This window comes from Kineococcus mangrovi, assembly GCF_041320705.1.
Taxonomy (GTDB): Bacteria; Actinomycetota; Actinomycetes; order Actinomycetales; family Kineococcaceae; genus Kineococcus; species Kineococcus mangrovi.
The window spans coordinates 242,147-255,300 of sequence record NZ_JBGGTQ010000003.1 but is presented as its reverse complement, the minus strand read 5'-3'; the positions used below and the strand labels follow the sequence as shown (position 1 = coordinate 255,300).

At 75.1% G+C, this 13,154-nt stretch carries 10 protein-coding genes; 5 read left to right on the top strand and 5 right to left on the bottom strand.

Annotation, left to right across the window (positions count from 1 at the left end; all coding sequences use genetic code 11):
• Positions 1-164 precede the first annotated feature (164 nt).
• The 5 genes from AB2L28_RS07235 to AB2L28_RS07215 are packed head-to-tail and all read left to right on the top strand — an operon-like array spanning position 165 to position 5,955.
• Entirely contained in the window at positions 165-1,544 is a 1,380-nt protein-coding gene (locus AB2L28_RS07235) for an ABC transporter substrate-binding protein (RefSeq protein WP_370718078.1), read from the top strand.
• The gene (locus tag AB2L28_RS07230; RefSeq protein ID WP_370718077.1) at positions 1,541-2,506 is read left to right on the top strand and encodes a carbohydrate ABC transporter permease; all 966 of its coding nucleotides are present in this window, start codon (positions 1,541-1,543) and stop codon (positions 2,504-2,506) included. Before AB2L28_RS07235 ends, AB2L28_RS07230 begins: the two co-directional genes overlap by 4 nt.
• The gene (locus AB2L28_RS07225) at positions 2,503-3,333 is read left to right on the top strand and encodes a carbohydrate ABC transporter permease (protein WP_370718076.1); all 831 of its coding nucleotides are present in this window, start codon (positions 2,503-2,505) and stop codon (positions 3,331-3,333) included. Before AB2L28_RS07230 ends, AB2L28_RS07225 begins: the two co-directional genes overlap by 4 nt.
• A gap of 23 nt (positions 3,334-3,356) precedes the next feature.
• Positions 3,357-4,742 carry an LLM class flavin-dependent oxidoreductase gene (locus tag AB2L28_RS07220; RefSeq protein WP_370718075.1) on the top strand — a complete coding sequence of 462 codons (1,386 nt, stop codon included), beginning with the start codon at positions 3,357-3,359 and terminating at the stop codon, positions 4,740-4,742.
• A gap of 40 nt (positions 4,743-4,782) precedes the next feature.
• Entirely contained in the window at positions 4,783-5,955 is a 1,173-nt protein-coding gene (locus tag AB2L28_RS07215; RefSeq protein ID WP_370718074.1) for an acyl-CoA dehydrogenase family protein, read from the top strand.
• A 6-nt stretch (positions 5,956-5,961) separates the two neighbouring features.
• Here AB2L28_RS07215 and AB2L28_RS07210 read toward each other — a convergent pair whose 3' ends face one another.
• The 5 genes from AB2L28_RS07210 to AB2L28_RS07190 all read right to left on the bottom strand — a co-directional run bounded on the left by AB2L28_RS07210 (position 5,962) and on the right by AB2L28_RS07190 (position 13,075).
• Positions 5,962-7,923, bottom strand: a complete 1,962-nt coding sequence (locus AB2L28_RS07210) for a DUF6807 family protein (protein ID WP_370718073.1) — start codon at positions 7,921-7,923, stop codon at positions 5,962-5,964.
• Between the two features lie 61 nt (positions 7,924-7,984).
• Positions 7,985-9,052 (bottom strand): M24 family metallopeptidase, encoded by a 1,068-nt coding sequence (locus AB2L28_RS07205; RefSeq protein WP_370718072.1) that lies wholly within the window; start codon positions 9,050-9,052, stop codon positions 7,985-7,987.
• The gene (locus AB2L28_RS07200) at positions 9,049-10,161 is read right to left on the bottom strand and encodes a mandelate racemase/muconate lactonizing enzyme family protein (protein ID WP_370718071.1); all 1,113 of its coding nucleotides are present in this window, start codon (positions 10,159-10,161) and stop codon (positions 9,049-9,051) included. Before AB2L28_RS07200 ends, AB2L28_RS07205 begins: the two co-directional genes overlap by 4 nt.
• Positions 10,158-11,093 (bottom strand): NAD-dependent epimerase/dehydratase family protein, encoded by a 936-nt coding sequence (locus AB2L28_RS07195; RefSeq protein ID WP_370718070.1) that lies wholly within the window; start codon positions 11,091-11,093, stop codon positions 10,158-10,160. The genes AB2L28_RS07200 and AB2L28_RS07195 overlap by 4 nt, the downstream gene beginning before the upstream one ends.
• Positions 11,090-13,075 (bottom strand): alpha/beta fold hydrolase, encoded by a 1,986-nt coding sequence (locus AB2L28_RS07190; protein WP_370718069.1) that lies wholly within the window; start codon positions 13,073-13,075, stop codon positions 11,090-11,092. Before AB2L28_RS07190 ends, AB2L28_RS07195 begins: the two co-directional genes overlap by 4 nt.
• Between the last annotated feature and the right edge of the window lie 79 nt (positions 13,076-13,154).

Here is a 13,154-nt window from a genome sequence, read left to right as displayed (position 1 = left end):
CGCCCGGGCTCCTCGACGTGCCGGAGGACGTCGCCCGCGGCCTGACCGGCCGCCGCCACCTCCCCCGGGGTCCTCACCCCACGTCACACCCCGTCCCGCACGAGCGCGCCGTCCGCGCGCACCCCCCGACGGACGTCCCGTCCGCCTACTCCCGGAGCACAGCCATGTCCGCGCCCCGTCGCACCCACCTGCCCCAGCCCAGCACCGCCCGCCTCCTCGCCAGCCGCCGTCGCGTCCTGTCGGGCGCCCTCGGCGTCGGCGCCCTGGCCGCCACCGGTGGCCTCGCCGCCTGCGGCGAGGGCTCCGCGGCGTCGGGCCTGGCCGCGCAGAAGGCCGTCGACCTCACGGGTACGACGCTCAAGCTGATGGTCAACCAGCCGCACGTGCTGGCCTTCACCGAGCTGCTGGGCAAGAAGTTCGCCGACGAGTTCGGCGGCGAGCTCCAGGTCACCGCGATCCCCTACGACCAGCTGACGAGCAAGCAGATCCTCGACGTGCAGGGCGGGGACGGCGAGTTCGACGTCTTCGACTACTTCTACTTCGGCCTCGGCGAGCTCGTGGAGGCCGACGCCCTCGTCGACCTCACCGAGTGGATCGGCGCCAACGGCGAGATCGCCACCGACGACTTCCTGCCGTCGATCTACGACCCCTACACGCTCATCGACGGCAAGCGCTACGGCCTGCCCTTCGACGGTGACACGCACGTCCTCTACTACAACGCCGAGGTCTTCCAGACGTACGGCGTCGAGCCGCCGACGACGTGGGACGAGTACGACGCGGCCGCCGAGAAGATCACCAAGGACTCCGGCGGGACGGTCTACGGCGCCATCGTCGAGGGCCAGCAGGTCCCGATGATCCTGGGTTGCTCCTTCATCAACCGCCTCGCCGGGTACGGCGGGACGCTGGTGGACGGCGACGGCAGGCCGGCCTTCGCGGGCGAGGAGGGTCTCGCGGCGCTGCAGCACCTCATCGACGTGTCCCCCTCGGCGCTGCCGACGCCGCTGCAGACGGGCTTCGACCAGGCCAACTCGGCCTTCCTGTCGGGCCAGGGCGCCATGCTCGACACCTGGACCGACCTCGGCCTGAAGGCGCAGGACCCGTCGAGCTCCAAGATCGTCGACAAGTGGGGCGTCGTGACGCTGCCGGTCGGGGGGAGGAACACGACGCCGCGGACGGCTCTGGACGCCGGCTTCGGCCTCGGCGTCTCCAGCGCGTCGAAGCAGCAGGACGCGGCCGCGGCGTTCGTGCAGTGGGCGACGAGCAGGGAGAACAACCTCCTGCTCGCCTCGACCGCCGGGTCCGGCATCGACCCGGCCCGCACGTCCGTGCTGGACGCGGACTCCTACGCGCAGGCCGCCGGCAAGGCGACCGACGTCATCCGCGAGGGCCTGGACGGCACGCCGCTGGCGTGGCCGAGCCAGCAGGGGGCGCCCAAGGCGCTGCAGGACCTCGTCGACCAGCTGGCGCTGGCGATCCAGGGGAAGACCCCGCCGCAGGCCGCGCTCGACGAGGCCGCGCAGAGCTGGGAGAAGACGCTCGGATGACGCAGCTCGACGAACGGACCCGTGCGGGGCTGCCGCGGCCGCGGCGGGGGTCGCGCGCCGACGGCACCCGCCGCGCGGTCCCCGGCCGCCACCGCCCCGGGCACGTCCCGGCCTGGCTGGCGGCGCCCAGCCTGGCCGGGCTCGCCCTCATGCTCGTCTACCCCACGCTGTTCGTCGTCGCGCTCGCGGTGACGAAGTCGTCGCTGGCCCGGCCGCTGCAGCGCTTCACCGGGACGGACAACTTCGTCGACGCCTGGGAGTCCCTCGCCTTCGCCGGCTCCCTCCTGCGTTCGGTCGTGTTCGCCGTCGTCGCCGCGCTGGCGGCGACGGTGCTCGGAGCGGCGTTGGCCCTGCTGCTGCACGCGCGCGGGACGCGGTTCGGCGTCGTCGGGACGATCCTGCTGCTGCCGCTCGTCACCCCGCCGGTCATGGTCGGGGTGGCGTGGAAACTCATGCTGGCCCCCGTCGGCGGCGCCTTCGGCGGGTTGTTCTCCGCTCTGGGGTTCCCCGGCGCGAACCCCCTCGGCGACAGCGTCGGCGCGTTCGGCGCGCTCGTCGTCATGCACGTCTGGCAGTGGACCCCGCTGGTGACGCTGCTCGTGTTCGCGGCGCTGCTCGGGGTCCCCGAAGAACTGCGCGAGGCGGCCGCCCTCGACGGCGCGGGCCCGTTCCGGTCGTTCACGAACGTCGTCTGGCCGGTCATCGCCCCGAACGTGTTCTCGGTCCTGCTGCTCGAACTCGTCATCGGCCTGAAGGTGTTCGACCTGGTGACGGTCGTGACGCAGGGCGGGCCGGGGGTGGCCACCATCGTCTCCAGCTTCGAGATCTTCCGGACGGGCCTGCGCGGCAGCTACGAGATCGGCACGGCCGCGGCCGAGACCCTCGTCTTCGGCCTCGTCGTGGGTGTCCTGACCACCGTCGTCACGCTGCTGCGGGCGCGCGCCGTGAGGGCCGACCGGTGAGCGCCGCGAGCCCGGCGGCGACCCTGCGCCGCAGCGGGGTCCGCGTCGTCCTGGCCGTCGTCGCGCTGGTCGCGCTGCTGCCCCTGCTGTTCCTCGTCTCGCTGTCGCTGCGCAGCGTCGACGACATCGCCAACGGCGGCTGGTTGCCCAGCCGGCTCGTCTGGTCGAACTTCCCCGCGGCGTTCTCCACGGTCCCCCTGTCGACGATGCTCGCGAACTCGTGGGTCGTCGCGATCGGCGCGACCCTGCTCACGTCCCTCGTGGCGGTGCCCGCCGCGTACGTGACGGCCCGCGCCGGGGCGCGCGGGGAACGGCTGCAGGCGGTGCTGCTCGCCAGCTACTGCGCACCGCCCATCGTCGCCGTGCTGCCCTTGTACTACCTGCTCAAGCAGGCCGACCTCACGAACACCGCGACCGGGTTGATCCTGGTCAACGGCCTGGCCAACGTGCCGGTCGCGGTCTGGCTGCTCGACGGTTTCGTGCGGCGCGTCCCGGTCGAGGTCGAGGAGGCCGGCTGGGTCGACGGGCTGTCCACCACCGGCGGGCTGGTCCGCATCGTGCTGCCGCTGCTGGCCCCGGGCCTGGTGGCCGCGCTGCTCATCTGCCTGTTCCTGTCGTACAACGAGTTCCTGTTCGCCGTGTCGTTCTCGCAGAGCACCGACAGCCAGACCCTCCCGGTCGGTCTGTCGTTGTTCCAGGGCGACCGCACCGTGCAGTTCGGCCAGCAGGCGGCGGCCTCGCTCGTCGGGATCGTCCCGATGTACGTGCTCGCCGTCGTCGCCCAGAAGTGGCTCGTCGGCGGGTTGTCCGCCGGGGCCGTCAAGTGATCCCCACCGAGACGGAGAGTTCCGTGACGCAAGACCGCAGGGTGCACCTCAACGCCTTCGACATGACGTGCGTCGGGCACCAGTCCCCCGGCCTGTGGCGCCACCCCGACGACCAGTCGCACCGCTTCGACGACCTCCGCTACTGGACCGAGCTGGCGAAGCTGCTCGAACGCGGCAAGTTCGACTCGCTGTTCATCGCCGACGTCCTCGGGATCTACGACGTCTACCGGGGTGGCCCGGAGACGGCGCTGCGCGAGTCGACCCAGGTCCCCGTGGGTGACCCGCTGCTCGCCGTGTCGGCGATGGGCGCGGTGACCGAGCACCTCGGGTTCGGGGTGACGGTGTCGCTGACGTACGAGCAGCCCTACTCCTTCGCCCGCACGATGGCGACGCTGGACCACTACACGAACGGCCGCGTCGGCTGGAACGTGGTGACGAGCTACCTGGAGTCGGCGGCGAAGAACCTGGGCCTGTCGACCCAGATCTCCCACGACGAGCGCTACGAGCTCGGCGAGGAGTTCCTGGAGGTCGTCTACAAGCTGTGGGAGGGGTCCTGGGAGGACGACGCCGTCGTCCGCGACGCCGAGGCCGGGGTGTTCACCGACCCCGCCAAGGTGCACCCGATCGAGCACCACGGGCGGTTCTTCGACGTCCCAGGCATCGGCCTGACGGCCCCCTCGCCCCAGCGCACGCCGGTGATCTTCCAGGCCGGGGCCTCCCCGCGCGGGATCGCCTTCGCCGCCCGCCACGGCGAGGCGGTCTTCAACACCGCCACCCGTCCGGAGGTGATGCGCCCCTGGGTCGACCGGTTGCGCGCGCAGGCCGAGCAGGCCGGCCGCGACCCGCGCAGCGTCAAGGTGTTCACCCTCGTCACGATCATCACCGCCCCCACCGACGAGGAGGCGCGGGCCAAGTACGAGGAGTACGCGCAGTACGTCAGCTACGACGGCGCCCTGAACCTCTACGGCGGCTGGAGCGGGCTGGACCTCTCGAGCTACCCGCCGGACGAGCCGCTGGAGTACGCCGAGACGCAGGCCGTCCGCAGCGCCGTGGAGGCGTTCTCCACCGCCGACCCCGACCGGAAGTGGACCCCGCGCGACATCGCGAACTGGGTCGGCATCGGCGGGATGGGGGCGGTCGTCGTCGGGTCGCCGTCCACCGTGGCCGACGAGCTGCAGCGCTGGATGGACGTCGGCGACGTCGACGGGTTCAACTGCGCCTACGCCATCACCCCCGGCACCTTCGAGGACATCGTCGAGCTCGTCGTCCCCGAACTGCAGCGCCGCGGCGTCTACCCGACGGAGTACCAGGGCGAGACCCTGCGCGAGACGATCTACGGCAAGGGGCAGGTCCGCGTCCGCGACGACCACCCGGCGGCCGCCTTCCGCGCGTCCGCCGACGCCCGCTGACCCACCCCGAGAACCGCCCGAACACCCCAGGAGACCCCGCATGACCACCCGCGACCAGGTCCTCGACGCCGCCCGCGACGTCGCGAACCACCTCGGCCTCGACGCCCTCGAGCGCGACCGCGCCAACGCCGAACCGTTCACCGAGGCCGAACTGCTGCGCAAGGCCGGGCTGCCGGCCGTCCTCCTGCCGACGTCGATCGGCGGCGCGGGGCTGCCGTGGTCGGTCGCGCTGGACGTCGTGAAGGAGGTCGCCCGCACCGACGGGTCCATCGCGCAGCTGCTGGCCTACCACTACGTCAACGCCCACAACCTCGTGTGGGTGGCCGACGACGCGGGCCGGCAGCGGTGGGGGGTCCCGACGGCCGGGCAGCAGTGGCTGTGGGGCGACTCCGTGAACCCCGTCGACCCGGACCTGCAGTTGCGTCCGGACCCGGACGTGACCGGCGGCTGGATCCTGTCGGGCACGAAGAACTTCTCCACCGGGGCGAGCGTCGGTGACGTCACCGTGGTCGGCGGCCTGACCGACGACGGGCGCGACCTGCTCGTGGTCGTCCCCCGCGAGACCCCCGGTTTCGTCAAGGGCGGTGACTGGGACAACCTCGGCCAGCGCCTGTCGGCGTCGGGGTCCGTCCGGTTCGAAGACGTGCGGATCGCCCCGGACGCCGTCCTGGGCTCGGCGTCCACGAGCGGCGCGTTCGGGTCCCTCGTGACCCCGGCCATCCAGGCCGCGTTCGGGCACTTCTACCTCGGGGTCACCCGCGGGGCGCTGGAGACCGCCGCCGAGTACACCCGCACCACCTCGCGGCCGTGGCTGCTGTCGGACGTGCAGGACGCCGTCGAGGACCCGTACGTCCTGGCGACGTACGGCCGGCTCGTCGCGCGCCTGCGCGCGGCGGAGGCGCTGGGCCGCAGCGTCGGGGAGTCCCTGTCCCAGGCCCACGAGCGCGGTGCCGACCTGACGTGGTCCGAGCGCGGGGAGGTGGCCGAGGAGATCGCGGCGCTCAAGGTCGTGTCCTCCGACCTGGCCGTCGAGGCGACGTCGACGATCTACGAGGTGACAGGAGCCCGCGCGTCGTCGAACAAGTACGGGTTCGACCGGTTCTGGCGCAACGTCCGCACCCACACCCTGCACGACCCGGTGCAGTACAAGGCGCGCGAGGTGGGGAACCACTTCCTCACCGGCACCCACCCGGGGTTCACGCTGTACACCTGAGACCCGCTACGCCGAGCCGCGGGCCAGCCGGAGGAGGTCCTCGGCGGAGGAGGGCGTGAGGCACCGGTCCACCACGACCGTCAGCAGGGTCACGTCGAAGGGCGCGTCGGCAGGCAGGACGACCGGCGCGTCCCACGCGAGGGCGGGGCCGGCACCGACGTAGTCGACCACCCGGGCGAACCACGGGACGAGCGGGCCGCCGGGGTCCTGGGCGAGCAGCACGCTGGACCACGACCGGCCGTGGCGACGGGCGAAGGCCAGCCACGGGGTCCGGGACCCCATGACGGCCGCCTCCCCCTCGGCCTGCGCCGTGAACAGCAGGGTCTCGTCGGCGTGGGCCAGCCGCCAGTGGATCCCGCCGAACCCGGCGCCGACCCGTCCCCGCGCCACAGGGCTCGTGAGCGTCAGGTCCCGCCGCGGCACCAGCCGGCTGCGCCAGTCCAGCAGCCATGCCTGCTCCTCGGGCAGGACCCGCGCGGTCAGCGACCGGTCCTCGCGCAGCTGCAGCTCTCCGTCCCGGTCGATCCACCGGACGTCCGTCTCCAGGCGCGCGCCGGGGTGGGTCGCGTCCTCCCCGAGCCGCAGATCGGCGATCTCCTGCCGGCCGTGGTCCATGAGCAGCACCGGCCCCCGGTCGGCGACGTACGTCCGACCGCCCCAGTGGTTGGTGCCGTCCACGTCGGGCAGGGCGAGCGAGAGACCGTTCTGGTGGCGGTGGACGACCGAGCCGGCCGCGCTCACCGGGACCCCGGCCAGGGAGTGCACGGGGTGCACGAACGGCCGAGGGCTGTGGACCTTGGGCGTCGTCGAGCCGTCGGCGAGCCGGGCCAGCACCGTGCCCGCGGCCCGCAGGTGCGCGCCGGACCCCTCCAGGACCCAGCGCGCCGGGTCGTCCGGGGCCGACGCGGCAGCCCCGGACGGGACCGCCCGCATCTCGCGGCGGGCCGGGGGCACCGGGCCGGTGCTGGCGCGCACCAGCAGGCTCGGGACGAGGACGTCGACGCTGTAGACGACGTCCTCGCGACCGGCCACCAGGTCCAGCAGCCGCCGCATCGCCCGCCGGCCGAGGTCGGCCTGGTCGACGCTGGCGGTGGTCAGCGGCGGCGTCGCGAAGCGCGCCAGCTCGATGCCGTCGAACCCCGCCACGGACAGGTCGACGGGCACCGCGACCCCGGTCTCGTTGAGCCGGGCCAGGACGCCGAAAGCCACGAGGTCGTTGAACGCCACGACGGCCGTCGCCCCCGTCTCCAGCACCTGGTCGGCGACCGCGTACCCGTCGTCGAGCCCGGTACCCGCCGGCAGCGTCGTCACCCGCAGGCCGTCCCAGCGTCGGGCGGCTTCCTGCAGCGTCCGGGCGCGTTCGGGGGTCGCGGCCGCAGTCTCCGGTCCCGCGAGGTGCACGAGGTGCCGGTGCCCCAGGCCGGCGAGGTGCTCGACGAGCGCGTTCAAACCGTGGCCGTGGTCGACGACGACGGAAGGGGCCGGTGATCCGGGCAGCACCCGGTTGACGAGGACGGCGGGTGCCATCTCCCCCAACACCTGGTGCAGCTGGGCGTCCGACACGGTCGGGGACACCAGGACGAGGGCGTCGCACCGGGACCGGGCCTCGCGGACGATGTCGAGCTCGCGCCTCGTGCGGCCCGCCGTCTCGGCGACCAGGACCCGGTGGTCGGCCGCCTCGGCGGCGTCGACGGCCCCGCGCATGACGCGCTGGAAGACGGGGTTGGCCAGGTCGGGGACGACGAGGGCGACGGTCCCGGTGCGCCCCAGCGACAGGCTGCGGGCCGAGGTGCTGGGCCGGTAGCGCAGGGCCAGCGCGGCCGCGCGCACCCGGTCGGCGATGTCCGGGGCGACGGTGACGCGCCCGTTCATGACGCGCGAGACGGTGGCCTGCGAGACGCCGGCGGCGGCCGCCACCTCGCTGATGGTCGCCCCGGCCGCCGCGGACCGCCGTGTCACCCGTGGCACGACAAGATGGTAAGTGCCGTCGGGCGGACCGTCCGGGCGCCGGGCCCGCGGCGGTCCCGGGTCACCGCCGCAGCTCCGCCGGGCGCGCCAGGCCCCGCACGGTGACGGTCGGCCACGCCGGGTCGCAGGTCAGCACCTGCGGGTCGGCGCCGGGGGCCAGGACGAGGGTGTCCTCCACCTTGACGCCCGGCGCCGTGGGGTTCCAGGCGAAGGCCTGACCGGGGACCACGGTGTCGACGGCGTCCGGGGTGGCGCGGGGGTCGCGCCCGGCGTACCCGGTCGGACCCCCCTGGTGGTGCCGGGTCCACTCCTGCGCGTCGAAGCCGTGCCGGGGGTAGGCACGGGCGACGTCCTCGAGCACCTCGGCCAAGGTTCGGCTCGGCCGGCAGGCGGCGAGGGCGTCGGCCTCGACCTCGAGGACGGCTCGGGTGGCCTCGGCGGTGGCCGGGTCGGGGTCGTCGAAGGCCACCCACCGGGTGAGGTTGGCGACCAGGCCGTGCCGGCGTCCGCAGACCACGACCATCGCGCGCCGCCCCAGAGGGCCGGGCCCCGGCACGGGGTGGCGCAGCAGGACGCGGTCCTGCCCGGCGACGAGCACGACGAGCGGGTCGATCCCCTCGGCGAGCAGCAGACCGCCGACCCGCCCGGCGAGGGCGCGTTCGCTCTGCGCGGGCTCGGCCTCGTGCAGCGCCCGGGTGAGGACCTCCGCGCAGGCGCGGCCGAGGTCGGCGTACCGGACGCGCTCGCCCGGCAGCAGCCCAGCGCGGGCGGCGCGCAGCTCGAGCGCGAGGTCGTCCTCGCGGGGCAGGTCCCGCGCCGCCGCGAGCGCCGGGGGGACGGCCCAGGGCACCGGGCGGACGTCCACGTCGTCGGGCAGCTCCTCGGCGAGGAGCCGGTCGACCTCGTTGACGGCGCAGTGCACGACGTCGCCGCGACCGTCGGCAACGACGGCCAGGACCGGTGCCGCGCCGGCCCCGACGTCCACGCGGGCGCCGTCGAGGTACCACGCCAGGGTGGGGCCGGTGGTCAGCAGGACGCGCTCGTGCCCGGCGCGGTCGAGCAGCTCGCGCAGCCGGCGGCGCTTCTCGGGACGGTCGGCGCCGTGCGGAGGGACCGGGGCGGGGCTCACGTCGCGGTCCGGAAGTCGAACCCCAGGCCGGGGCGCAGACCGCCGCGGAAGGACCCGCCCGAGCACGTCCCGCCGGTGGGGACCCGCAGGACGCCGAGGTCGGCGAACCCCGCGTCCTCGACGTCCTCCACCCACGTGCGCCCGGGCAGGGCGAGGGCCAGCTGCCCGGACAGCTCCGGCAGCAGGTGGGGCGCCAGTTCCAGGCCGGCGTCGCGCACGAGCGCGGCGATCCTCAGGAACGGGGTGATGCCGCCGACCCGGACGACGTTGGGCTGCAGCACGTCCGCGGCGCCGGCCTCGATGAGGTCGCGGAACCGGTACCAGGTGTGGACGTTCTCCCCCATGGCCAGCCGGGCTCCGGTGCGGCGGCGCAGCTCCACCAGGCCGGAGGTGTCGTCGGCGCGCAGGGGTTCCTCCACCCAGGCCGGTCCGAACTCGGCCAGGGCCTGCACGGCGGTGGTCGCCCGCGGCAGGTCCCACCGCTGGTTGGCGTCCACCATGAGGGCTCGGTCGGGGCCGATGAGGTCGCGCACGATCGCCACGCGGCGCAGGTCGTCGGCGAGGTCGGGGCGCCCGACCTTGACCTTGACCCCGGCGTGGCCGACGTCGACCCAGCGACGCACCTGGTCGGCGAGCTCGGCGTCGGTGTAGTGCAGGTTGACGCCGCTGCCGTAGGTGGGCTGGTGCTGGTGCCGCCGGCCCAGCAGGTCGGTGAGCGAGGCGTCGGCCCGCCGGGCCGCGAGGTCCCACAGCGCCAGGTCGAGACCGGCCAGGGCGATCGTGGTGACCCCGCCGCCACCGGCCTCGTGCAGGTGCTCCCAGGCCTGCTCCCACCAGCCGGTGGTGGCGGGGCGGCCCAGCGCGAAGGCGCGGACGTCGTGGGCGAGCAGCGCCTCCACGGCGTGCGCCCCGATCGTGGGCGTCCAGGTGAACCCCGCGCCGGTGGCCCCGTCGGAGGTCTCGACGTGGGTGGCCAGGACGTGCACGACGGTGACGTCCGGGCCCCAGGGGCGGCGCAGGGGGACCGTGAGGTGCTCCACGCGCAGGTCGGTGACGACGGGCGCGGTGGCGCCGCCGGCCGCGCCGGGCCGCTCGACGACGGTGGTCACGAGCGCTCACCCCCGGCCAGGGTCGGGGCGGGCGCTGGGACGAGGTCGGGGGCGTCCTGCAGCTCGGTGCGCCAGCCGCGCCGCGGTCGCCAGCCGAGCAGCCGCTCGGCCTTGGCGCAGGAGAACGCGGCTGCGGTCCCGGGGAGGTTCTCGGCGGCGCCCGCGGCGGACGGCAGCGCCTGCGCGACGGCCTGCGCGGTCGGCAGGACGGCGAGCGCGTCCGCGGCGCCCACGAAGAAGCACTCCCCGGACACCGAGGCGTCGGCCACGTCCAGCCAGCGCAGGACGAACTCCCCCGCGTCGCGGGCGTCGACGTAGTTGAACAGCGACACCGCGGCCAGCGCCGGGTCCCGCAGCCGCTCGGCGATCGTGTGGCCCTGCTGGGTGGGGGCTCCCGCCCACTCCTCGGGGCTGACGACGAAGCACGGGCGGAAGCTGCCGAGCACCGCGTCGGTCGCGGTCCGCGCGTGCATCGCCACGACGCCCTCGACGACGCTCTTGGACAGGGCGTACGCGTTCCAGGGGGCCGTGGGGTGCTCCTCGTCCAGCGGCAGGTACTGCGGCGTCCAGCCGCCGGGGGCGCCGTAGCCGAGGACGGTCGGGCTGCCGGCGGCCAGCACCTTGCGGGCCCCGGCGCGCAGGGCGGCGTCGACGACGACCTGCGCGAGCCGGGTGTTGGTCGTGAGGATCTGCAGTTCCGGGGCGCTGAAGGGGACGGCGATCGCGGCGAGGTGGACGGCCGCGTCGGGCTGCAGCCGCGCGAACGCGTCGACGACGGCGTCCTCGTCGAGCAGGTCGAGGCGCACGTCCTCCACGGCGGGGTCGGGGTGGTCGAACCGGTCGACGCTGACGGCGTGGTGACCGGCCCGGTGCAGCACCGTGGCGACGCTGCGGCCGAGCCGGCCGGCGCCGCCGGTGACGAGAACCTTCACGGGTGTCCTCCAAGGGGTGGGGCGTCGGGCTGGTCGGTGGGGCGGCCCGCCGGCAGGTGCCGGGCGAGCCAGTCGAAGGCCTCGCCCTGCTGGGTTCGGCCGAAGCTGTGCGGCACGTCGTGCACGGTGCCGAGGAAGCGGTCGGGGGCACCGGCGTCCGCGTAGGCGTCGGCGAGGACGCCGCGGGCCCGGTTCATGCCCGCCGCGGGGAACAGCGCGTCCTGCGCGGCGAACTGCACCAGCAGGGGGGTCGGGGCGCTCGCGGCGACGACCTGCGGCCAGTCGGCGACGCGCCCCAGCCCGGGCGTCATGAGGGCCCAGGTGTGGCAGTGCAGGTGCTCAGGCAGCGCCTCGCGGAGGGTGGAGACCATGGCGGCCACGACGACCGCACCGACGGCACCGGCCAGGTGCGGCTCGTCCTGTGCGAGCGCCGCGGTGATCGCCGCGCGGGCCCCCCCGCCGGACAACCCGAGCACGCCCACCCCGCCGGGGGCGACGCCGGGGTCGGCGGTCAGCAGGTCCAGGGCCAGCAGGTCCTCGCGGGCGAGCATCCCGGCCCAGGAGGTGCCGAGGACCCCCAGCGCCTTGGCCACCGCGTCCTCGGCGGGGCCGGCGTGCAGGTCGTAGACGGCGGCCTCGTCGAGCCGTTCGCCCCGGGCGGTGCGCACGGCCAGCTCGTGGCCGGCCTGGGCCTCGCTGCGCGCGGGCAGAGCGGACAGCGGGGTCCGCCGGCTGCCCCAGCCGAACCCGTCGTGGACGAGGACGTGGACGCCGCGGCGGGCCAGGTCCTCCGCCGACGCGACACCGCCGTAGAGGCCGTCGCGGATCCCGGCGACACGGGGGTGCGCGGGTCGACCGTCCGCCCCGTCGGCGAGCTTGTCCAGCCCGACGGACTTCACCCCGCCGTGGCAGTGCAGGAACAGCGCCCCCGGCAGCGGGCCGGCCTGCCCCGCCGGGCGCAGGACCCGCCCGCGCACCCGCGGGCCGAAGCCCGCTTCCCAGCTGACCTCGGCGCCGTCCAGGCCGTCGCGGGTCCACCGCTCGTGGACGACGAGACCGGCCTCGGCGACGGTGGGGCGCAGCGGGACCCCGAGCGCGGCGCGCAGTCGGCCCCGGACGGTCTCCGGGTCCGGGGCGTCGGCGCCGAACAGGGGCCAGGACCGGGCCACGACGTCGTGCAGCCCGTCGAAGGCGCCGAGGCGACCGGAGGTGCTGGGCGGCGACGGCGGGGCGGGGTGCGCGCGAGCGGTGAAGTCCTCGACGAGCCGGTGGAACCGCGCTGGCTGCTCGAGCATCACGAAGTGACCTCCGCCCGCGATCCGTTCGCAGCGGATCCCGTTTTCCTGCAGCACGTCCCACTGCGCGTAGGTCCGGTGGCCGGCGATCAGCAGGGTCGGGGTCCGGGTCCGGGACAGGAGGTCGTTGAGAGAACCCCCGAGCGCGTCGCAGACCGTCCGGGCCCCGCGCACGAAGGCCAGCGGGTCGGTGGTGCGGACCTCGGCGCGCCGCTCGGGGTCCTCCCGGGCCAGCAGCCGCTCCCACCCGCCGTGCGCCAGCTCGGCCTCGTCCGTCGCGGCGACGTGGTCCGGGCCGACCGCCACCGGGTCCAGACCGGGCTCGACGAGCACCAGCGAGCGCAGGAGGTGGGGGTGGCGGTCGGCCAGCACGACCGCCACCGACCCGCCGAGGCTGTGGGCGATCAGGTCCACGGGGGCCCGGCCGCTCGCGGTCAGGGCCACCGCCACCGCGTCGGCGTGCTCGGGGAGGGAGTGGTCGAAGGAGGCCGGCCGGTCCGAGCGGCCGTGCCCGACGAGGTCGACGAGGACGCCCGGGCGGCCCAGCCGCGCGGCGGTGCCGGCCCAGCTGGCGAGCGAGCTGCACCCCAGGCCGTGCAGGTAGGCGACCGGATGGCCCGCCCCCGGGACCGACACCCAGCGGATGCTCCCGTCGTGCCGGGCCAGCCGCGCCGCACCGGTCGTCATCGCCCGAACCACCTCCGAGGTCTCCCGGCCATCCTCCCCGGCGGGGGCGACGGCCGCGTCGCCCGCTCCACCAAGAAAC